The sequence below is a fragment of the Mycobacterium sp. Root135 genome (assembly GCF_001426545.1).
Taxonomy (GTDB): domain Bacteria; phylum Actinomycetota; class Actinomycetes; order Mycobacteriales; family Mycobacteriaceae; genus Mycobacterium.
This window is the reverse complement of sequence record NZ_LMEZ01000005.1, coordinates 16,295-35,120: the sequence shown is the minus strand read 5'-3', so window position 1 is coordinate 35,120 and position 18,826 is coordinate 16,295. Positions and strand designations below refer to the sequence as shown.

Annotated in this window: 23 protein-coding genes; 10 read left to right on the top strand and 13 right to left on the bottom strand. The window is 67.6% G+C overall.

What is annotated here, in order from left to right; translation table 11 throughout:
* Position 1: 1 nt before the first annotated feature.
* Complete coding sequence (locus tag ASD37_RS11320) at positions 2 to 994, bottom strand: glycoside hydrolase family 6 protein (protein WP_056553001.1); 993 nt, start codon at positions 992 to 994, stop codon at positions 2 to 4.
* Between the two features lie 115 nt (positions 995 to 1,109).
* Here ASD37_RS11320 and ASD37_RS11315 point away from each other — a divergent pair, with 115 nt between their 5' ends.
* Positions 1,110 to 2,774, top strand: a complete 1,665-nt coding sequence (locus ASD37_RS11315) for an ABC-F family ATP-binding cassette domain-containing protein (RefSeq protein WP_056551110.1) — start codon at positions 1,110 to 1,112, stop codon at positions 2,772 to 2,774.
* A 17-nt stretch (positions 2,775 to 2,791) separates the two neighbouring features.
* On the opposite strand, the gene ASD37_RS11310 is transcribed toward ASD37_RS11315, so the two are convergent.
* Together ASD37_RS11310 and ASD37_RS11305 are read right to left on the bottom strand one after the other, a co-directional pair.
* Positions 2,792 to 3,226 carry a nitroreductase family deazaflavin-dependent oxidoreductase gene (locus ASD37_RS11310; protein WP_056552998.1) on the bottom strand — a complete coding sequence of 145 codons (435 nt, stop codon included), beginning with the start codon at positions 3,224 to 3,226 and terminating at the stop codon, positions 2,792 to 2,794.
* A gap of 28 nt (positions 3,227 to 3,254) precedes the next feature.
* The gene (locus ASD37_RS11305; protein WP_056552995.1) at positions 3,255 to 3,896 is read right to left on the bottom strand and encodes a heme-binding protein; all 642 of its coding nucleotides are present in this window, start codon (positions 3,894 to 3,896) and stop codon (positions 3,255 to 3,257) included.
* Between the two features lie 113 nt (positions 3,897 to 4,009).
* Here ASD37_RS11305 and ASD37_RS31430 point away from each other — a divergent pair, with 113 nt between their 5' ends.
* Both ASD37_RS31430 and ASD37_RS11300 read left to right on the top strand, forming a co-directional pair.
* Entirely contained in the window at positions 4,010 to 4,168 is a 159-nt protein-coding gene (locus ASD37_RS31430) for a hypothetical protein (RefSeq protein WP_156720853.1), read from the top strand.
* Positions 4,165 to 4,419 carry a DUF6480 family protein gene (locus ASD37_RS11300; protein ID WP_200959878.1) on the top strand — a complete coding sequence of 85 codons (255 nt, stop codon included), beginning with the start codon at positions 4,165 to 4,167 and terminating at the stop codon, positions 4,417 to 4,419. The genes ASD37_RS31430 and ASD37_RS11300 overlap by 4 nt, the downstream gene beginning before the upstream one ends.
* A gap of 7 nt (positions 4,420 to 4,426) precedes the next feature.
* Here the strand turns inward: ASD37_RS11300 and ASD37_RS11295 are convergent, their stop codons facing one another.
* The 3 genes from ASD37_RS11295 to ASD37_RS11290 all read right to left on the bottom strand — a co-directional run bounded on the left by ASD37_RS11295 (position 4,427) and on the right by ASD37_RS11290 (position 6,597).
* Positions 4,427 to 5,647, bottom strand: coding sequence for a diguanylate cyclase (locus tag ASD37_RS11295; protein WP_056551108.1), 1,221 nt, complete (start codon positions 5,645 to 5,647; stop codon positions 4,427 to 4,429).
* Positions 5,648 to 5,813: 166 nt separating this feature from the next.
* Entirely contained in the window at positions 5,814 to 5,963 is a 150-nt protein-coding gene (locus tag ASD37_RS31425) for a hypothetical protein (RefSeq protein WP_156720852.1), read from the bottom strand.
* 61 nt (positions 5,964 to 6,024) lie between these two features.
* Entirely contained in the window at positions 6,025 to 6,597 is a 573-nt protein-coding gene (locus tag ASD37_RS11290; RefSeq protein WP_056551107.1) for a TetR/AcrR family transcriptional regulator, read from the bottom strand.
* A gap of 110 nt (positions 6,598 to 6,707) precedes the next feature.
* Between ASD37_RS11290 and ASD37_RS11285 the strand changes: the two genes are divergently transcribed.
* The gene (locus ASD37_RS11285; RefSeq protein WP_056551106.1) at positions 6,708 to 7,568 is read left to right on the top strand and encodes an SDR family NAD(P)-dependent oxidoreductase; all 861 of its coding nucleotides are present in this window, start codon (positions 6,708 to 6,710) and stop codon (positions 7,566 to 7,568) included.
* Between the two features lie 7 nt (positions 7,569 to 7,575).
* Here the strand turns inward: ASD37_RS11285 and ASD37_RS11280 are convergent, their stop codons facing one another.
* The gene (locus ASD37_RS11280) at positions 7,576 to 8,244 is read right to left on the bottom strand and encodes a response regulator transcription factor (RefSeq protein ID WP_056551105.1); all 669 of its coding nucleotides are present in this window, start codon (positions 8,242 to 8,244) and stop codon (positions 7,576 to 7,578) included.
* Between the two features lie 182 nt (positions 8,245 to 8,426).
* Between ASD37_RS11280 and ASD37_RS11275 the strand changes: the two genes are divergently transcribed.
* Positions 8,427 to 8,783, top strand: coding sequence for a VOC family protein (locus ASD37_RS11275; RefSeq protein ID WP_056551104.1), 357 nt, complete (start codon positions 8,427 to 8,429; stop codon positions 8,781 to 8,783).
* A gap of 62 nt (positions 8,784 to 8,845) precedes the next feature.
* On the opposite strand, the gene ASD37_RS11270 is transcribed toward ASD37_RS11275, so the two are convergent.
* Together ASD37_RS11270 and ASD37_RS11265 are read right to left on the bottom strand one after the other, a co-directional pair.
* On the bottom strand, positions 8,846 to 9,235 hold the full coding sequence (locus tag ASD37_RS11270; protein WP_056551103.1) for a nuclear transport factor 2 family protein: 390 nt from the start codon (positions 9,233 to 9,235) through the stop codon (positions 8,846 to 8,848).
* A gap of 50 nt (positions 9,236 to 9,285) precedes the next feature.
* Positions 9,286 to 10,503: an NAD(P)/FAD-dependent oxidoreductase gene (locus ASD37_RS11265; RefSeq protein ID WP_056551102.1), complete on the bottom strand. Its 1,218-nt coding sequence runs from the start codon at positions 10,501 to 10,503 to the stop codon at positions 9,286 to 9,288.
* Between the two features lie 142 nt (positions 10,504 to 10,645).
* Between ASD37_RS11265 and ASD37_RS11260 the strand changes: the two genes are divergently transcribed.
* On the top strand, positions 10,646 to 11,350 hold the full coding sequence (locus ASD37_RS11260; protein WP_056551101.1) for a HemK2/MTQ2 family protein methyltransferase: 705 nt from the start codon (positions 10,646 to 10,648) through the stop codon (positions 11,348 to 11,350).
* A 31-nt stretch (positions 11,351 to 11,381) separates the two neighbouring features.
* Here ASD37_RS11260 and ASD37_RS11255 read toward each other — a convergent pair whose 3' ends face one another.
* The 4 genes from ASD37_RS11255 to ASD37_RS11240 all read right to left on the bottom strand — a co-directional run bounded on the left by ASD37_RS11255 (position 11,382) and on the right by ASD37_RS11240 (position 15,018).
* Positions 11,382 to 12,020 carry a GAF and ANTAR domain-containing protein gene (locus tag ASD37_RS11255; protein WP_235568069.1) on the bottom strand — a complete coding sequence of 213 codons (639 nt, stop codon included), beginning with the start codon at positions 12,018 to 12,020 and terminating at the stop codon, positions 11,382 to 11,384.
* Positions 12,021 to 12,093: 73 nt separating this feature from the next.
* The gene (locus ASD37_RS11250; protein ID WP_056551099.1) at positions 12,094 to 12,945 is read right to left on the bottom strand and encodes a glycosyltransferase family 2 protein; all 852 of its coding nucleotides are present in this window, start codon (positions 12,943 to 12,945) and stop codon (positions 12,094 to 12,096) included.
* Positions 12,942 to 13,928 carry a glycosyltransferase gene (locus tag ASD37_RS11245; RefSeq protein ID WP_056551098.1) on the bottom strand — a complete coding sequence of 329 codons (987 nt, stop codon included), beginning with the start codon at positions 13,926 to 13,928 and terminating at the stop codon, positions 12,942 to 12,944. Before ASD37_RS11245 ends, ASD37_RS11250 begins: the two co-directional genes overlap by 4 nt.
* Positions 13,852 to 15,018 (bottom strand): glycosyltransferase, encoded by a 1,167-nt coding sequence (locus ASD37_RS11240; RefSeq protein ID WP_056551097.1) that lies wholly within the window; start codon positions 15,016 to 15,018, stop codon positions 13,852 to 13,854. Before ASD37_RS11240 ends, ASD37_RS11245 begins: the two co-directional genes overlap by 77 nt.
* 159 nt (positions 15,019 to 15,177) lie before the next feature.
* Here ASD37_RS11240 and ASD37_RS11235 point away from each other — a divergent pair, with 159 nt between their 5' ends.
* The 4 genes from ASD37_RS11235 to katG are packed head-to-tail and all read left to right on the top strand — an operon-like array spanning position 15,178 to position 18,796.
* Complete coding sequence (locus tag ASD37_RS11235) at positions 15,178 to 15,630, top strand: MaoC family dehydratase N-terminal domain-containing protein (RefSeq protein ID WP_056551096.1); 453 nt, start codon at positions 15,178 to 15,180, stop codon at positions 15,628 to 15,630.
* Positions 15,631 to 15,686: 56 nt separating this feature from the next.
* Positions 15,687 to 16,034, top strand: coding sequence for a DUF3140 domain-containing protein (locus ASD37_RS11230; protein WP_082570088.1), 348 nt, complete (start codon positions 15,687 to 15,689; stop codon positions 16,032 to 16,034).
* Between the two features lie 32 nt (positions 16,035 to 16,066).
* A complete protein-coding gene (locus tag ASD37_RS11225; RefSeq protein ID WP_056551095.1) occupies positions 16,067 to 16,522 on the top strand; it encodes a Fur family transcriptional regulator in 456 nt (151 codons plus the stop codon).
* A gap of 36 nt (positions 16,523 to 16,558) precedes the next feature.
* Positions 16,559 to 18,796 carry a catalase/peroxidase HPI gene (gene katG / locus ASD37_RS11220; RefSeq protein WP_056551094.1) on the top strand — a complete coding sequence of 746 codons (2,238 nt, stop codon included), beginning with the start codon at positions 16,559 to 16,561 and terminating at the stop codon, positions 18,794 to 18,796.
* Positions 18,797 to 18,826 lie beyond the last annotated feature (30 nt).

The window sequence follows — 18,826 nt, the reverse complement described above, 5'->3', positions numbered from 1 at the left end:
CCTACTGGCCCGCGTTGCGGGCGAGATCGATGGCGAACTGGTTGACGAACGTGCCTGCGCCGGCGGCTCCCCGACAGGAGCCGTCGGACTCGCCCGGGCGCTTTACCCACAAGAACGCGTCGACGTTTCCGTTGCCAGTGTTGGCGGTGGGGGCAGCGCCCAATGCGCGGCCGCTCGGGTTGCACCAGTACAGCGGGTCGCCCTCGACGGGGCCGTTGCCGTTGCGCGAGGTGTCGATGACATACGGCTTGCCGCCGACCATCCCGGAAATGGCGTCGCCGTAACCGATTTCCTCACCGGTGGTGAAGAAGTTGGCGGTGTTGAGGCTGAAGCCGCGGGCCTTGGCAACGCCGACCTGGTTCAGTCGGGCGGCCATGTCGTCGGCGCTCACCCAGCGGGAGTGGCCGGCGTCGACGTAGACGGCGGTGCCCGGATTGCGGGTCAGCGTGTCGACCGCGTAGCTCATCAGGTCGAAGCGTTCTTGGCGCTGATCACCCGAGAGGCAGTCGGCCATCGCCAGCGCGTCCGGCTCGAGGATGACGGCTGCCGGCCCGCCGCCGATGTCGGCCGCCACGTTGTCGATCCAGCCGCGGTACGCCCCCGCCGAACCGAACCCGCCCGCGGCGAAGCTGCCGCAGTCACGATGCGGGATGCCGTAGAGCGCCAGGATGGGCATGGTGCCCGCGGCCTGGGCGTCGGCTATGTACTTCGCGTCGACCGCCGGGGTGGACAGGTGGTCCATCCAGTACGCCGTCGGCGTGTTGGCGATGGCGGTCAGCTCGGGGTTGCCCGCGCCGTTCGCCGCACGCATTGCCTTGGAGTTCGGGTTCACGTAGAAGGGCAAGGTGGCCAACGGGTTTCCGTCGGCGGCCAGCCGCACCGCCGGTGCGCTGACGACGTGGACGGGGTCCGAGGCGATCACGGTGGTGGCGACGGCGGCAACCGCCAGGAACGGGGAAATCCACCGTGCGACTGCGCAGGCAGCTGAGGTCATCACCCCAGAAAAGCTAACGGCCCGAGGGCGTAAGTGCCAATCACCGCGTCGGGGTACTCGTGCCGCACAGCGGCGGGGTACTCGTGCCGCACCGCGGCGGTGAGACCATTGCCCCATGACCGCAACCCTCGTCGCGAAGAACGTGGCTGGCGGATTCGCCCATCGCACCCTGTTCGAAGGACTCGACGTGACGGTGGCGCCGGGTGACGTCGTCGGGGTGGTCGGCGCCAACGGTGCAGGCAAGAGCACGCTCCTGCGGATCCTGGCCGGCGACCTCGAACCACTCGACGGCTCGGTGAGCCTCGCCCCGCCCGACGCGTTCGTGGGGTGGCTGCCGCAGGAACACGAGCGGGTGCCGGGGGAGACCGTCGCCGCCTACGTCGCGCGCCGGGCGGGCTGCACCGCCGCGACGAAGGCCATGGACGACGCGGCGGCGGCGTTGGCGGATCCGCCCGACGGCGCGGCGGGAGTCGACCCCGCCGACGTCTACTCCGCTGCCCTGGACAGGTGGCTGGCCAGCGGTGCCGCCGATCTCGACGAGCGGTTGCCTGCGGTGTTGGCCGACCTGGGGCTGGACACCACGGCGGTGCGACCGGACGTCACCCCGATGACGGCGCTGTCGGGTGGGCAGGCGGCGCGCGTGGGGTTGGCGGCGTTGATGGTGTCGCGCTTCGACGTCGTCCTGCTCGACGAGCCGACCAACGACCTGGACCTGGACGGCCTCGCCCGGCTGGAGCAGTTCGTCCACGACCTTCGCGGCGGGGTGGTGCTCGTCAGCCACGACCGCGAGTTCCTCGCGCGGAGCGTGACGCGCGTCCTCGAACTGGACCTGGCGCAGAACACCACGACCGTCTTCGGTGGCGGGTACGAAAGCTATCTCGAGGAGCGCGAGGTCGGTCGCCGACACAAGCGTGAGCAGTACGACGAATTCGCCGAGAAGAAGGCCGACCTGGTGTCGCGGGCCCGAACTCAACGGGAATGGTCGAGCCAGGGCGTCCGCAACGCGATGCGCAAGGCTCCAGACAACGACAAGAACCGGCGGCGCGCAGCCACCGAGTCCAGCGAGAAGCAAGCGCAGAAGGTGCGGCAGATGGAGAGCCGGATCGCGCGCATGGAGGAGGTCGTCGAACCGCGCAAGGAGTGGACGCTCGAGTTCACCATCGGCGCCGCGCCGCGGTCCAGCTCCGTCGTCGCGACCCTCGCCGACGCCGTCGTCCGGCAGGGCGACTTCGTCCTCGGCCCGGTGTCGATACAGGTAGACGCCGGCGAACGGATCGGGATCACGGGCCCCAACGGCGCAGGGAAGTCGACGCTGCTGCGGTTGCTGCTGGGGCGCCAACTGCCCGACGAGGGCCGCGCCAGCCTCGGGGCCAACGTGGCGATCGGTGAAGTCGACCAGGCCCGTGCCGACTTCACCGGGGCAGGACGCCTCGTCGACCGGTTCTCCGAACGGGTGCCGGACTGGACCACCGCCGACGTACGCACGCTGCTTGCCAAGTTCGGGCTGCGCGCCGACCACGTCGAACGCGGGGTCGACGACCTGTCACCTGGTGAACGAACCCGTGCGGGGCTGGCGCTGCTGCAGGCCCGCGGCACCAACGTGCTGGTGCTCGACGAGCCGACCAACCACCTCGACCTAGCGGCGATCGAACAGCTCGAGGAGGCACTCGACACCTACGACGGTGCGCTGCTGCTGGTGACGCACGACCGCCGGATGCTGCAGAACGTGCGGCTGGACCGGACGTGGCTGGTCGACCATGGTCGGGTCACCGAGGTGTGACTCGGCGCCCGCCGGAGTCACTCCAGGACGAAGACGGGGATCTGACGGTCGGTCTTCGTCTGGTACTCGGCGTACGGCGGGTAGGCCTCGACGGCCAGCTTCCACCACTGCTCGCGCTCGGCGCCCTCGATCTCGCGGGCGGTGAGGTTCACGACCTTCTCCCCGTCCTGAACCTGGACGGCGGGGTTGGCCTTGACGTTGAAGTACCACGACGGGTGCTTGGGGTCGCCACCCTTGGAGGCGACCATGGCGTACTTGCCGTCGGCCTCGACGCGCATCAGCGGCACGTAACGCTTCTTGCCGGACTTCACGCCGGTGGTGGTGAACAGCACGATCGGGCGGTCGAGTACCTCGACGCCGTCTGTGGTGCCCTGCTCGAGAATGCGTTGGGTCTGTTCGCGTACCCAGTCGGTGGGGCTTAGTTCGGCGTCGGTTCCGGCGTTGTCAGTCACGGGCCGCACAACACCGGATGTCTCGCCCTTATTCCCGATCCGCCGATATCGGTACGACGACTTCGTTGCGTCGTCGGAAGGGGACCGTCCACGGCGGGTCGTAGAACCAGGCCTGCGGTTCGCCAATGGCGTCGATCCCCGCGTCACGCAAGGCGTCGAGAAGCTCCGCCGACCGGGCGGCGACCGCGGCCTGGCCCCGGTCGCCGGTGAAGCGCAACACCGCAATGGTCTCCGCGGGCACATCCACCAGGCGCACCCTGTCGTCGTCGGGGACGGGCAACGTGGACATCGTCCACGTCGACGGCATGAAGAACCGGATCACCCAGCCGTTCTCGTCGTCACCCGTGCGCGACACCGGTGCCGTCATCTCGATCTTGGTGCCGCGGGTCGACGACTGGCTGACAGGAGCGGTCATCGCGATCTTCTCGGAGCCGGTGTTGCCGCCGAAGATGTAGCGGGCCACCCGCCGGAAGCCCTCGCTGCGGGCCTGCTCCTCGGGCGCCTCGACGGTCGTCTCGGCGGCGATGCGGGGCCGGTACCGGCGAATTTCGAGGCCCTCGGTCAGTCGCTCGCTGTCATGAGGGGGCTCCTCGGTGCCCACTCGGATTCCGACGATCCCCAGGGCGGCCTCGGCAATCTGCGTCGCAGTGGTCACCAGCTGATTGAGCATCGGCGTCATCCGACATTCGTACCCAGGTGGCGGTAACGGCAATCAGGCCGACGCGTTTGAGACGTGCCGGGCGCGGGGATGTTCCTGCAACCGAGCTGAACAGGAGGGTGGCCGTGAGTTTCACCAGTGCGTTGGACAAGACCTTGGAGTTCGTCCGCCCGACGGGGGGACGACGCGTCGTCGCGAAACCCCACGTTCCGCTCCTGGCGCTGATGGCGGCGTCCGACACCAATGACGGTCGGGCCGTCGGCTCGGCGGTGACGTGGCGATGACGGCCGTGCCACCGGATCCCGATCCCGTCGAGACCCCGTCCGTCGGCAGTGTCCACGGCGTCGAGCCGGGCGAGACCCCACCGGACTCGGGGTCGACGACGCAGTCGGCCAACCAGGATCCACCGCCGCGCAGCAAGATGACGCCGACCGGAGTCGCGGCGCTGATCGCCGTCGGCGTGATCTTCGCAATCTTCTTGGTCGTCGCGGTGGTCTATCTGCTGCAGGTTGCCGGCCTCATGGATCGCTGGTGACCGTCCCTCACCAGGAGGCGGACCAGTCTCGGTCCCGCCGCCGCTGACGGTGGTCGCCAGGAGCCGACCTCGGGCTGCTGGCGGAAGATAGCGCCTCCCAGCGGCGAGTGGTCGGGCTCCAGGTCCGGCTACGAGGCGACCGGTCGTGGGACTTGGCGGGAACACCGTGGTGTCGGGTTCGGTTGCCGCCGCTACGTTTTGCGTCGTACATGGCGGCGTCAGCCGCGGCGATGACGGTGGTGATCACCGAATATGCGTCCTCGCTGGCCGACACCGAGCTGTGTGGCGCGCAGGCGGTGCCGACGCTGGCGGTGATCGGAAAGGACAGTGCCTCAACGGCTCTGCACAGGGCTTGGCCGACAGCGATGGGGTGGGTGCCAGCGCCGTCGACGGCCACGAGGAACTCCTCGCCGCCGACCCGTCCGATGATCGAGCCGTGGGGCGCGTGGTCGCGCAACGCCCGCCCGACCGCGGCCAAGGCAAGATCGCCGTGGGTGTGGCCGTGAGTGTCGTTGAGTCGCTTGAACTTGTCGAGGTCGATCATCGCGATCAAGAGCTCACCGTGGCCGTCGTCGGCGGTGGCCAGCGCAGCGGTCCGCCGATAGAACGCCCTGCGGTTGTACAACCCCGTCAGTGGATCGCGGTCGGCCTTGAGCAGGTCGACGCCGAGGGTGTGCACGATGATTTGAACGCCGTAGGGAACGACGATGTTGCCGATCAGCACCACCCCGTATGCGCTCACCGCGCGGACGTAGCCGTCGGTGACGGCGAGCGCCAGGGCCGGTACGGCGGACACCGCAAGGACGATTCCCAGGTTCGCCACCATCAGCGCGGGTGTGTGGAAGAGCGCGATATAGCCGGAGATCGTCGCGAACGCGGTGCACCCCAGGAGTGCCGTCAGCGGATCGGTTTGAGCCAGCACCGCGCAGGCGATGCTGAAGCTCGTGGCCATCGAGAAGATGATCGACTGGTTCTTCGTCGGGAACCGGTGTAACCAGAGCAGTGTGCCTGCCAAGCCGCCGATACCGGCCAGCACGCACAAGACGCGGTGGAACGTTCCAGTTGGCGGAGCGGTCCCGAGGAACATCCCCGCCGGCACGATCACCAGGCAGACCATGACGCCGACGAGCACGCCTCGCGTCATCGTCGCCATGCGGCGCACACGGAGGAAGGCACTCAGCCAGTCGAAGTGGTCCGGCTGACGCCACCACCATCGAAGTGCCTTCACGATCGAGCTCCCCCAGCTGGCCGGTAAACCGGAGCGCAGCAACGCTGCGCGCATTTGCCAAATCTGCGGCGAAACGGGGTCTCGGTAACGTCCGCTTGCGATTTACCCTACCTGGGAATGCCGGGAGCGCGATACATGAATATCCTTCGACCCGGGTCGGGGCTGGTCAGCCGGTTGGTTCCCCCGAGTCCTCGGCCGAGGTGTCGTCCGGCGCCGCGTCCTCGCGGCCGGCGGTCGAATCGTCGCTCGATTCCTGCGAGTACGTCTTGCGGTGCTCGCGCGGTTCGTCCTCGTAGATTCCGCTACCTCGCGGCATGGTCACTCCGTTCTGCGCGATGAGATGGTGTCCCTGGTGTGCATGCCCGGGGCGGTGCGGGTCAAACGGTCGAGCGGCCGCCCCCGGGGGCGGTGTCGCCAAAGCCCCGCAGGATCGTCTCGAGATGACGTCGCCACAGCTCGGCGCCACGGTGGGTCGGGTCGTTGCGCTCGGAGTGGATGACGCCGCGCAACGCCCAGACCGCCGCGGCCACGTCGTCGGGAGTGACGTCCGCGCGTACCGCACCGGCGCGCTGCGCTCCGACCAGGAGTTCGGTGGACAGTCGGCGAAGGTCTTCCACGATGGGCGTGGGGGCGAGCTCGCCCCACACCGGGGCCGACAGACCCGACTTTTCGGCGAGCTCGACGCCAACGGTCCGAAGGAACGTTTCGAGCCCGGTCTCCGGCGGCCCGCCGGCGGCGGCCGTGGCGACGTCGACCAGGCGGCCGAAGAATGCGCTGAGCACCTCGTGGACGAGGGCGTCCTTGTTGGCGAATCGTCGGTACAGCGTCGCGGGTCCGACGCCTGCCGCCTTGGCGACGTCGTCGAGCGTCGCGCTGGGCCCACGTTCGGCGAACACGGCCTCGGCAGCGCTGATCAGCCGTTCGCGGTTGACGGCGGCGTCTCGGCGCACGGCGGTCCACCCCCTGAGTCGTCCGGTGGGAAGCAAATCTAGCGTCGGCTCGTTACAGCTATCTGATAGTCCAACTATCACATAGCTATCCGAGGCGTGAAAGGAAGAACATGAGCAAGGTCTGGTTAATCACGGGATCGTCGCGAGGATTCGGCCGCGAACTGGCCCGAGCCGCACTGGAGGCCGGGGACTACGTCGTGGCAACCGCCCGCCGGCCCGAGCAACTCTCGGATCTCGTCGAGACCTTCGGGCAGCGCGTCCTGCCGTTGACGCTCGACGTCACTGACCCGGGGCAAGCCGCCTCGGCGCTGGCGGCGGCCCAGGATCGGTTCGGGCGCATCGACGTCGTGGTCAACAACGCCGGATACGCCAACGTCGCGCCCATCGAGACGGGCGACGAGGAGGACTTCCGTGCCCAGTTCGAAACCAATTTTTGGGGCGTCTACCACGTGTCGAAGGCCGCGATCCCCGTCCTCCGCGAGCAAGGTGGAGGACTGATCGTGCAGTTCTCGTCGATGGGCGGTCGGGTCGGCGGGTCCGCCGGAATCGCGTCCTACCAGGCCGCGAAGTTCGCGCTCGACGGCTTCTCCCGAGTGCTTCGGGCCGAGACGGCGCCGTTCGGCATCGGGGTCCTCGTCGTCGAACCCAGCGGTTTCGCCACCGACTGGGCTGGGTCGTCGATGGCGATAGCCGACGTTCCCGAGCGCTACGCCGACACCGTCGGAATGATGAACGCCGTCCGCGAAAGCGACGCCGTGTCCGCGGGCGATCCGGCGCGCGCGGCCCAGATCTTGGTTCGGCTGTCGCGCCGCGAGGACCTGCCGTACCACCTGCCGCTCGGCGTGAACGCCGTCGAGGGCTCGATCCGGCAGGACGAGCAGCTGCTCGAGACCGACCGGAAGTGGGCCGCCGTCGGCCGATCCGCCGACTTCGCCGAGCCGTACCCCGTCGAGTTTCCCGCCGAGGGATGACCGACGCCTACGGCCCGCCCTTCCAGTGCTCGATGCGGTTGTGGTCGGGGGTGAAGCCGTGCTTGACGCCCCACAGCACGGCCTTGGTCCGGCTGTCGACGTCGATCTTGCGGTAGATGGTCCGAATGTAGGACTTGACGGTGTTGGGACTCAGGTAGGTCAAGGCCGCCACCTCGGCGTTGCTCTTGCCCTGCGTGATGAGCGCCAGGATCTCCGACTCCCGGTCGCTCAACCCCTCACCGCGGCCAGGCCAGTCCAGGCCGACCGCGGTCTTGGTCCGCGCCGGCGCGTCGCTGACGACCAATTCGCCGGCGTGGACGGCCTCCAGCGCGGCGACGAGGTCCCGTGCAGGAAGTGTCTTCGACAGGTACCCGTGCGCCCCGTGCCGTTTGGCGCTCTCGATGAGATCGGGATGAAAGTTCCACGTGTACACCACGACTCGGCGAGCATGTGGATTCGCGACGAGCACACCGATCTCGTGGTGGTCGGACTCCGGCTGGGCGAACGAGTCGTAGAGGACGACGTCGACGTCGTCGCTGACGCCCATCGTGGCGTCGAGTTCGGCCACGACGATCCGGTCGCGGTAGTTGTCGAACATGTTGGCAACACCCATCACCACCACGTCGTAGTCGTCGACCAGCGCAACGGTGATCGGACGCTTCGCAGATGACGACACATCGCCGACATTACCGCCCTAAGGGTGTATCCGGACCACCCCAAAGGGTCTTTCCTGGAGAGCGCCCCGCCACGGGAATGCGTTGCCGCTCAATGAAAGCTGGTCCGTCGCGACGGGTGTAGCCCCCGCAGCACCGGGTAAGGAAGCTGACGGTTCAACGGGAATCATCGAGCGGAGGAATTATGGCTAGTGGCGTTGCGACGGTGTGGATGCCCGTCGAAGACATGGGTCGGGCACTGAAGTTCTACGGCGAGACTCTCGGTCTGAAGGTCAAGAGCGAGGGCGACGACTGGTCCGAGCTCGACGCCAACGGGGTGTCGATCGGACTCAACGGCCGCGAGGAAACCCACGGGGAGCACACCGGCGGGGCAGTGCTCACGCTGCAGCCCGACGGCACCCTGTACGACGAGCTCGTCCGCCTCACCGACGCGGGTGTGACGTTCGTCGGCGAAGTCAGTGAGCATCCGTGGGGCCGCATCGCGGCGTTCAAGGACTCCGAAGGCAACGACCTTCAGCTGTTCGAGCCGCCGTCGGAGTGACGTCGGCGGCCGCCCGAGAGCCCCATTCCCGTTGGGAATGGGGCTCTTTGGTGGAAAGCAAGCTACGAGCGGATCGCGCTCTGCTTCTCCAGGAAGGCCGCGGTGTCGTAGAAGGTGCGGAACGCTTCGATCTCGTCACCGCCGGACTCGAGCACACTCACGCCGTCGTAACTGAACGCCGAACCGTCGCTCAACGTGCCAGTCGACGTCCACTCCAGGAAGGCGACGCCGTCTCCGGCGACGACATTGTGAAATGTCGAATCGATGTCCCCGAATACACGCCGGTACTGCTCCCAGAACGTACGCGCACCGTCCTTGCCGCTCTGCCCGTGTGGCATGCCGGCCTTGTTGAGGGTGGCGTCGTCGGAGAACAGCGCCACCAGCGGTTCGACGTCGTCGCCTCGGTGCAATTCGCCGAGGGCGTTCACGAACTTCTGTGTCAGATCATCCATGAGGTGCCCTTACCCGGCGACCGTCGGGTCAACCGAAGATGTCGTCGACGTCAGAGTCTGCCGCGCAGAAGCAGGTTCCAGTAGATCTGCGGCAGGCCGTAGCGGTCGAACGCCCACGCCGAGCGCCGCGGCTTCACGGGATCCATGAACCGCGGCAGCGGCGAGGCGAGCGCGCCGGTGCGGGTGAACTCGCCCGCGATGAGGTGGTGTGCGTCGGTGGCGACGGGGGCCACGGTGTAGCCGTCGTATTCGGCGATCGCGGCGGCACCGCCGCGCGCGGCCACCACGTTGTCGACCAGGATCGCGATTTGGCGCCGCAGGGCGCCTCCTGACGGGTCGGTCTCGACGCTCGCCCCGTCCCCGACCCCCCACACGTCGGCATGGGTGCGGTGCCGGAAGGTCCTCGGGTCGACGTCGGCGAGGCCGGCACCCTCGGCGGTCGCCAATCCAGAATCCACCAGCCACTGCGGTCCCCGAAAGGGCGGCACCAGGTGCAGCAGGTCGTAGGCCAGTGGCCGGACGGTGCCGTCGCGTCGATCGGTCGCGGTGACGTGATGCTCGTCGGGGAACAGCCCGGTGACGGCAGTGTCGTACAACACCCGAACCCCCAGCTCGCGCAACTCGCGACGAATCTTGACGTCGAGATCCGGTGCATCCAGGATCCTCGGACGGTCGACGAGCAACGTGACGTCGACGCCAGGCAGCAGGCCGGTGCGCTTCCAGTGGGCCGCGGCCAGGAACAACGGTTTGACCGTCGTCCCCGTACAACTCACCGGCGGCCGGGGCACGGTGAAAATCGCGCGACCACCGGCGGGCATGCGCTGCACCAGTTTCCACGTCTTCTCGGCCGCGTCCAGATAATTGCTGGTGACCGCGGGGGAGTCCATGGCCGCGTCGATGCCGGGAAGCGCGTCGGTGTCGGGGACGAGGCCGGTGGCCAGGACGAGGTCGCGGTATCGAAGGCTGCGCCCGGAGGCACACCGCACCACGCGCTCGACCGCGTCGACGGAGACCGCGTGATCGCGAACCCACGTGCACCCCTTCGGCGTCACCGATCGCTGCGTGCGTTCCGCGCTGCGCATACTGGCCTGGCCGCCGCTGACGTAGGACAGCAGCGGGCGGTAGGTGTGTACGGCTTGCGGTTCCACCACCGTGACGTCGGTGATGCCCCGCCGGATGAGTCGCGCGGCGGCGCTGATCCCTGCGTTGCCGCCGCCGATGACGACGACGTCGGCCGTCGCGTCGACGTCGGGGTGCGAGGCGGCCATCGAGGGGTCTTACCCGCAATGGCGTCGAACTAACGCTCCTGCGGTTGGCACACCCGAGAATTCGTCGGTGATCCGATGATTGAACGCCGCGGGACGGGGCATGTTGCGAACACCGCCCCCAAAGATGCGACGGAGCACCACAGTGAGCACGATCTTCACCGATGAACTGGTCGACCGATCCCCGATCCACGTGCCGGCCGGAGTGTATCCGCCGCAGGAGGACTCGGCCCTTCTCGTCGACGCGCTGCGAACGTCCGGCCGATCCGTCGGACGTCGCGTCGCAGACCTGTGTTCGGGCAGCGGCGTCGTCGCATTGGCCGCCGCGGAGCAGGGCGCCGCATCGGTGGCAGCGTTCGAGATGAGCCCCGTCGCCGTGTCGTGCGCGAGGCGCAACGCCGCGGCCAGCGGCCTCGACGTCAAGGTGCACCGCGGATCATGGACGCGCGCAATCGAATTCGAGGCGTTCGACGTCGTGACGTGCAACCCGCCCTATGTGCCGTTCGCCGACGGTGCCGACGACGGCGTGGTCCCAGACGAAGCGGGCCCGTCGACGGCATGGAACGCCGGCCGGGACGGTCGCCGGATTCTGGACCCGCTGTGCCAGCGTGCCCCCGAGCTGTTGGTCGACGGCGGATCGATCTTCATCGTCCATTCGGAGTTCGCCGACGTTGACCTCACCATCGACGGGTTGCGCGAGGCCGGGCTCCGGGCTGAAGTGGTTGCGCAGCGCTGGATTCCGTTTGGTCCGGTGCTGACGGCCCGGGCGCAGTGGCTGGAACGCATCGGGCTTCTCGATGTCGGCAGACGGCGGGAGAGGTTGGCCGTGATCAGGGGCGACCTGGCCTGAATCTCGGTGTCTGGAGCCGGTTTCGAACCGACTACGCTTCGCTGTCGATGACGCGCTGAGCGATGTCCGTCAGTTTGACGTTGCTCTCCTGGCTCAGCTGACGCATCATGTTGAACGCGCGCACGGCGTCGACGTTGAACCGTTCCATGATGATGCCCTTGGCCTGACCGATGCGGTCTCGGCTCAGCAGGGCGGCGTTGAGCTGGCTTTGCGTTTGCGTCGCGACGATGGCCGCGGCGGCATGGGCGGCCAGGATGGTGCCCACCGTCTCGGCGTTGGAATCCCACGTCGTCGGTTCGAATCCGAACAGGTTGAGCGCACCCGCTGTGCGCTCGGCGGTGTACAACTTGAACGACAACCCGCTGAGCACGCCGATTTCGACGACGGCCGGCGAATACTGCGGCCACCGCGTCTCTTGCCGGAAGTCGTCGGTGCGGACCACCGTGTCGGCCAGGGCGGCCTGAACGCACGGACCCTCCTGAAACGTCACCTGGAGGATGTCGAGTTGGTGGGGGAGTTCCGAGGTGGTGGCGATCGACCGAAACTTGCCGCCCCGTTCCAGCAACAGAATGCCTGCGGTGTCCACCCCTGGAATGAGGTCTACGGCGGCCGCGGTGACCTCTTCGAGAATGGTGTCCAAGCTGGGCTTGGGCACCAGATTTCTCGACATCTCGGCCATCCGCATGGCGAGGTCGTGATTCGTCGATTGGGACACATGGGAGGGTGCCCCCACCCGGAGCACGTCAAACGGAACCGAGGTCAAGGGGTTCTTGTTCGATCCGAGGGGTGCCGTCGGCGTCGCGCGAGATCAGGCCCCGTTCTTCGAAGGCGTCGAGCCACCCTCGCATCGGCCACCACCCCCAGTATCGGTGGAACGTGACGGCGTTGGTCACGATGTCCCGCAGGTGCTCGACCGGCGGATCGGAGATCGGGTGGAACTGGTGGAACGCGTGGGCGCCGCCGACCCACCGCAGCCCCACCGATTGGGCGGCTGCGCGTTGCGCGTAGTCGGTGTCTTCTCCGCCGTAGCCCGTGTAGTCGGTGCAGAAACCGCCGACGCGCTGCCAGACCGACGTGGTGACGGCGAACGACAGCGACCAGAAGAGTTCGTACTCCGCGCCTTTCTCGGTGACGCCGGCCGGCGGAGCGGGTCGGGCCGGATGGGGATCGGCGAGGGTGGACAGGCGTTGCACGTCGTACCCGTCGGTGCCAGGGGGTGGCAGATAGGTGACGGGTCCACAGAGCAACGCACCGGCGTGCGCGGGATCGTGTGCCGCGGCAAGGTAGTGGGTGAGCATCTCGGGCGCGGGGATGCAGTCCACGTCCAGGAAGACGAGCAACTCGGCGCCCTCGTCGATCGCCACCTGGGCGCCGAGATTGCGGGCCGCTGCCATCGGGATGCGCGCCGAACCCGTCCGTAGCGGAACTCCGAGCGTCCGGTCGTCGCGGCTGCGTACCGTCTGGAGCGCGTGGTCGTCGTCGACCGCCACCACGACGTGACGGTCGGCCCGAATGTCGCTGCGGTCAACGCCTTCCAACTGCCTGGAGAGGTGTGTGGCGCGACCGCGGACGGCCGTCACGATCGAGGTCTTCACGACGCGGCCGCCTGGTCGATCAGCGCAGCCGCCCGTGCCGCCGAATGGGACGTCTGCCATCGGTCCCAGACGTCCGAGCCAAGGGCGCGTGCGTCGTCGACGAGGTGGGGCCAGTCCGCGAGGTCGGGCCATTGGGGTCGTACCACCGCAAGTCCCGCGCGGTGCAAGGCCCCTGCGGTGGCCCGCTGTTCGGCGAACGGCCGGTCCTGGGCGACGATGATCGCAGGCCGCCCCGCCGTGGCGATGTCGGCGACGGAACTCTGGCCCGCTGACGAGACCACCACGTCGGCCGCGCACAACGCGGGCCAGGGGTCCTCAACCCATGGGCCGCCCTTCACGCCAAGCGTCGTCCACGAGAACTCGGGATGTGCTGCAGCACAACGATCTACCGTGTCAGTCGTCAGGTCGGCACCACCAGATCCGTTGAGCACCAGAATGCTTGGGCGGTCCCGCGCGGGAGGCGATGGCCGTCGGCGACCGCCGAAGCGGCTGATGCCGCCGACGTAGGTCGTCTTCCGGGAGTGCTGCACCAACCACGGTGGCTCGTAGAGCTTTTGCGGCCACGCCGCCACGATGTGTTCCGCCGTGCCATAGGCCAATTCGTGAGGGAGGTCGGTCCGGTCGCCGGGCATGGCCACCACGACGACGGGGACGCCGAGCAAGCGCACCAACAGCGTCACCTCGACCGACACGTCGACCACCATCACCCGCGGTCGGTGGGTCGAGACCCACTCGGTGATCATGGCCATGCGTTCGCGAAGGCCCGCGTCGTGCAGGGGTGCCCAGTGCAGTGCCCCTCCTGCGTCGGCCCCGGCGGCAGTGGTGCCTTCGTCGTCGCGCCGGAGCCGAACCGCCGAGACCCCTGGCCGCTCGGGGACCGCGAGTGACGACAGGATGGTGACGGGCTCACGCAGGTGTGCGCAGATGCTGGTCGCCCTGGCCAGATGCCCCCGACCGTGGTGATGCACGTAGTAGCCAATCATTGTCGGCAGACTTCCGTTCGTCGATGAGGTCGCGATAGATGGCGAGGTAGCGCGTCACCATGGAACGGGCGCTGCACCTGGCGATGGCACTGTCGCGCACCCCGTCTCGGGGCAGGAGCACCGCCGCGGGGATCGCCGCTGCCATCGCGAAGACGTCGCCGGGGGCGACGAGGCGACCACTCTTGGCGTCGATCACCTCGGGGATTCCACCGCGCGCGAAGGCGACGACGGGGGTGCCACACGCGGCCGCCTCGGCGGCGACCAGGCAGTAGGGCTCGTCCCAGAGCGGCGTCACCAGGGCAGCCGCCGCGCCTCCGACCAACGTCGCCAACTCCTGCTGATCGAGATGTCCTGCGTAGCAGACGCGTTCATTCAACTTGGGCGCGATGACCTCGCGAAAGTAGTCCGCATTGCCGATGGGGCCCGCCATTACCAGACGACGTCCGGACACCGCCGCCGCCGCAATCGCGAGGTGCGTCCCCTTCTCAGGAGTGAGCCGACCGGACCACACCAGATGCTCACCGCCAGGGCCGGCCGGCCACCGGGACGGGTCGACGCCGTTGGGTACCACGTGCATTCGGTCGGCCACGACGTGGCGCCACGTGTCGGCCGTGAAGCCGCTCACCGCGGCGAAGGCGGAGCCCGCGCCGCCGGTCGCACCGATCGCGGACTCGAGCCATGGGAACGGCGGCGTGTGGAAGGTGGTCAGCATCGGTGTGCGCAACCGCGGTGCCAGATGGATCGGCACGTGATGAAGGCAGTGGTTGTGGATGACGTCAATGTCGTGGGCGCTCTCGTCGACGAGGTGCCGCATCAAATTGAGGAACGCATGGTGGTCGGATTCCTTTACCGCGCCTGGCAACGGGAAGGGGACGGCCGCGGCTGCGGTGCGCGGCAAGGGTGCGATCGTCAGGCCGGGATCCTCGGAATCGAGGTCCGAATTGGCGTCGGCGAACAGGGTGACGCGATGGCCCTCGTCGGCGAGCGCGCGAGCCAGATGCCAGACGTGGGCCTCGAGGCCGCCGGCGAACGGTTGGCGGATGGGGAACCGGTTGTGAGCGATGAGCGCTATGTGCAGGCGCGACGTCATGCAGGTAGCCGGTGGTGTCTTACGACGATCATGCGCAGCCCTTTCGCCCGGGGAAGGAACGGGCCGTGCGTACTTACCCCGTAACGCGGACTTGTAACAATGCGCCCAGATGGTCGTACTCGCGAACTGGGTGGATTCGACCAGCTACATTCGTCAGCCATGGCCCTGTCCCCAGACATCGTCGGCATGACCTACGAGCATCCCGAGCCGTTCGTGGTCGGACGTGAAGAAGTCCGCCAGTACGCGGTGGCGGTGAAGAACCAGGACGCCGCCTATCACGACGAGGATGCAGCTCAGGCGCTCGGACACGACGCGATCCTGGCTCCGCTGACGTTCATCTCGATCCTCGGATACCGAGCCCAGATGGCGTTCTTCGACCACGCGAACATCGTCATCACCGACGAGAGGCTCATCCAGGCCGAGCAGAGCCTGAAGATGTTCCTTCCCATCAAGGCCGGGGACGTCCTGCGATGTCGCATCCGCATCGACTCGCTGCGGCGGGCGTTCGGTGCGGACGTGCTCACCCTCAAGAGCTGGATCGTCAACCAGGACGGCGAGATCGTTCAGGAGGACTTCACGACGATGGCGGGACGCACCGAGCCCGAGGTCTGAGCGCGCAATCGCCGAGGGCCGTGTTTTCCCGCTCACCCCTGGGGTAAGAGCTGTTGGTGGCAGACGACGTCGAACGGCAGCGGACGTGGAAGGAGTTCTCCGCGGCGGTCAACATGACGGCGTCGGAGCTCGAGAAGTGGCTGAAGAGCGACGAGTCGAAGGCAGTTGGGCAGAAGTTGGGCGGTGCGACCGAGTCGACGGGGCACGCCAGCGGACGTCACATCGTGAAGATCTTGGGGACGAAGAAGTCAGACCTCTCCCTTGGCGACTACGACCACATGCGACAGGTGGTCGGGTACGTCAAACGCCATCTCGCGCAACGTCCGTCGGGTGATGTGAACGATTCCGCCTGGCGCTTCTCGCTGATGAACTGGGGTCACGATCCAGTCAGGAAGAACTCTTGACTCATTCCAGACAACGTACTAAAACGGATGACGTGGGTGCTTCAGTCGAGTTTCAGCGGCTGCTGCGAGAGGCGGCGCTGCGGGTAACGCGGCCACGGGTCGCGGTGCTCGCCGCCGTGTACGCAAACCCGCACGCCGACACCGAGACGATCACCCGCGCCACCCGCGCCCAAGTTCCCGACGTCTCCCACCAAACCGTCTACGACGCGCTGAGCGCACTCACCGCCGTCGGCTTGGTGCGGCGCATTCAGCCCGCCGGGTCGGTGGCGCGCTACGAGTCCCGCGTCGGCGACAACCACCATCACGTGGTGTGTCGATCGTGCGGCGCCGTCGCCGACGTCGACTGTGCCGTCGGAGACGCACCCTGCCTCGTCCCCGCCGACGGCGACGGCCACCTCGAAGGCTTCACGGTCGACGAGGCGGAAGTCATCTACTGGGGCTATTGTCCCGACTGCTCGACGGTGAGCCCAGCTCGATCAGAGTCGTGAAACACAGCCCGTTTCGCCAACCCTGGAAGGAATGTCGTGTCAACCGATACATCCGATAGCCGCCCGCCAGCTCCCGCCTCCGGAACTCAGTCCAACAGCGAGAGCGAAAATCCGGCGATCCACTCTCCCGAGCCCAAAGCGCATGCGCCACTGAGGAATCAGGACTGGTGGCCCGAGCAGGTCGACGTCGCAGTGCTGCATCGTCAGTCGGAGAAGGGCAATCCGCTCGGCGCCGACTTCGACTACGCCGAGGAGTTCGCCAAGCTCGACGTCGACGCGCTGAAGGCCGACGTCCTCTCGGTGATCACCACGTCGCAGGACTGGTGGCCCGCCGACTACGGCAGCTACGCCGGCCTGTTCATCCGCATGAGCTGGCACTCCGCAGGCACCTACCGGATCTTCGACGGACGCGGTGGCGGCGGCCAGGGCAGCCAGCGCTTCGCTCCCCTGAACAGCTGGCCCGACAACGCCAACCTCGACAAGGCCCGCCGCCTGCTGTGGCCCGTCAAGCAAAAGTACGGCAACAAGATCTCCTGGGCCGACCTGATCGTGTTCGCCGGAAACGTCGCACTGGAGTCGGCCGACTTCGAGACGTTCGGCTTCGGCTTCGGTCGCGAGGACATCTGGGAGCCGGAGGAGATCCTGTTCGGCCAGGAGGACACCTGGCTTGGCACCGACAAGCGGTACTCCGGCGAGCGTCAGCTGGCCGAACCGTACGGCGCCACCACCATGGGCCTGATCTACGTCAATCCCGAAGGCCCGGAAGGCAAGCCGGATCCACTGGCCGCCGCCCACGACATCCGCGAGACCTTCGGCCGGATGGCCATGAACGACGAGGAGACCGCTGCGCTGATCGTCGGCGGCCACACCCTTGGCAAGACCCACGGCGCCGGTGACGCCGAGCTCGTCGGTCCCGAGCCCGAGGGCGCTCCCATCGAGCAGCAGGGCCTTGGCTGGAAGTGCGCCTTCGCCTCCGGCAAGGGCGGCGACACCGTCACCAGCGGGCTCGAGGTGGTGTGGACCCCCACCCCGACCAAGTGGAGCAACGCCTACCTCGAACTGCTGTACGGCCACGAGTGGGAGTTGACGAAGAGTCCCGCCGGCGCATGGCAATTCGAGGCCAAGGACGCCGAGGAGATCATCCCCGACCCCTTCGACTCCACCAAGAAGCGCAAGCCCACGATGCTCGTCACCGACGTCTCGATGAGGGTCGACCCCGTCTACGGCCCGATCACCCGGCGGTGGCTCGACCACCCCGAGGAGCTCAACGAGGCGTTCGCCAAGGCCTGGTACAAGCTGCTGCACCGTGACATGGGACCCGTCACCCGCTACCTCGGACCGTGGGTGGCCGAGCCGCAGCTGTGGCAAGACCCCGTCCCCGCGGTCGACCACTCCCTGGTCGACGAGAACGACATCGCCTCGCTCAAGACCGCAGTGCTGAACGCCGGCATCGGGGTGCCACAACTGATCAAGACGGCGTGGTCGGCGGCGTCGAGCTTCCGCAGCACCGACAAGCGCGGTGGCGCCAACGGTGCACGCCTTCGCCTTGAGCCGCAGCGCAATTGGGAGGTCAACGAGCCGTCCGAACTGGCTTCGGTGCTGCCCGCGCTCGAGAAGATCCAGCAGGACTTCAACGCCTCGGCGACCGATGGGAAGAAGGTGTCGCTCGCCGACGTCATCGTCCTGGCCGGGTCGGCCGCGGTGGAGAAGGCGGCCAAGGACGCGGGCTACGAGATCGACGTGCACTTCGCGCCAGGCCGCACCGACACCACCCAGGCCGAGACCGACGTGGAGTCCTTCGCGGTACTCGAACCGCGGGTGGACGGGTTCCGCAACTACATTCGGCCCGGCGAGAAGACGGCGGTGGAGAAGCTCCTGGTCGAGAAGGCGTACTTCCTCGACCTCACCGCTCCCGAGATGACGGTGCTCATTGGCGGACTTCGTTCGCTCGGCGCCAATCACGGTGGCAACAAGCACGGCGTCTTCACCGACCGGCCGGGCGTGCTGAGCAACGACTTCTTCGTCAACCTGCTCGACATGGGGACGTCGTGGAAGCCGTCGCAGACCAGCGAGAACGTCTACGAGGGGACCAACCGCGTCACCGGTGAGTTGAAGTGGACGGCTACCGCCAACGACCTGGTGTTCGGGTCGAACTCGGTGTTGCGCGCCGTCGCCGAGGTCTACGCGCAGGACGACAACCGGGAGCGGTTCGTCGAGGACTTCGTCGCGGCGTGGGTGAAGGTGATGAACCTCGATCGGTTCGACCTGCACTGATCGTCTCTTCTCGTGCCGGGCCGGATCCTT

What these genes read in the sequence shown, in the direction of transcription:
- ASD37_RS11320 (WP_056553001.1), bottom strand. Translation starts at nt 994, where the DNA reads ATGACCTCAGCTGCCTGCGCAGTCGCACGGTGGATTTCCCCGTTCCTG.
- ASD37_RS11315 (WP_056551110.1), top strand. Translation starts at nt 1,110, where the DNA reads ATGACCGCAACCCTCGTCGCGAAGAACGTGGCTGGCGGATTCGCCCAT.
- ASD37_RS11305 (WP_056552995.1), bottom strand. Translation starts at nt 3,896, where the DNA reads ATGCTCAATCAGCTGGTGACCACTGCGACGCAGATTGCCGAGGCCGCC.
- ASD37_RS11300 (WP_200959878.1), top strand. Translation starts at nt 4,165, where the DNA reads ATGACGGCCGTGCCACCGGATCCCGATCCCGTCGAGACCCCGTCCGTC.
- ASD37_RS31425 (WP_156720852.1), bottom strand. Translation starts at nt 5,963, where the DNA reads ATGCCGCGAGGTAGCGGAATCTACGAGGACGAACCGCGCGAGCACCGC.
- ASD37_RS11285 (WP_056551106.1), top strand. Translation starts at nt 6,708, where the DNA reads ATGAGCAAGGTCTGGTTAATCACGGGATCGTCGCGAGGATTCGGCCGC.
- ASD37_RS11275 (WP_056551104.1), top strand. Translation starts at nt 8,427, where the DNA reads ATGGCTAGTGGCGTTGCGACGGTGTGGATGCCCGTCGAAGACATGGGT.
- ASD37_RS11270 (WP_056551103.1), bottom strand. Translation starts at nt 9,235, where the DNA reads ATGGATGATCTGACACAGAAGTTCGTGAACGCCCTCGGCGAATTGCAC.
- ASD37_RS11265 (WP_056551102.1), bottom strand. Translation starts at nt 10,503, where the DNA reads ATGGCCGCCTCGCACCCCGACGTCGACGCGACGGCCGACGTCGTCGTC.
- ASD37_RS11255 (WP_235568069.1), bottom strand. Translation starts at nt 12,020, where the DNA reads ATGTCGAGAAATCTGGTGCCCAAGCCCAGCTTGGACACCATTCTCGAA.
- ASD37_RS11245 (WP_056551098.1), bottom strand. Translation starts at nt 13,928, where the DNA reads ATGATTGGCTACTACGTGCATCACCACGGTCGGGGGCATCTGGCCAGG.
- ASD37_RS11240 (WP_056551097.1), bottom strand. Translation starts at nt 15,018, where the DNA reads ATGACGTCGCGCCTGCACATAGCGCTCATCGCTCACAACCGGTTCCCC.
- ASD37_RS11235 (WP_056551096.1), top strand. Translation starts at nt 15,178, where the DNA reads ATGGCCCTGTCCCCAGACATCGTCGGCATGACCTACGAGCATCCCGAG.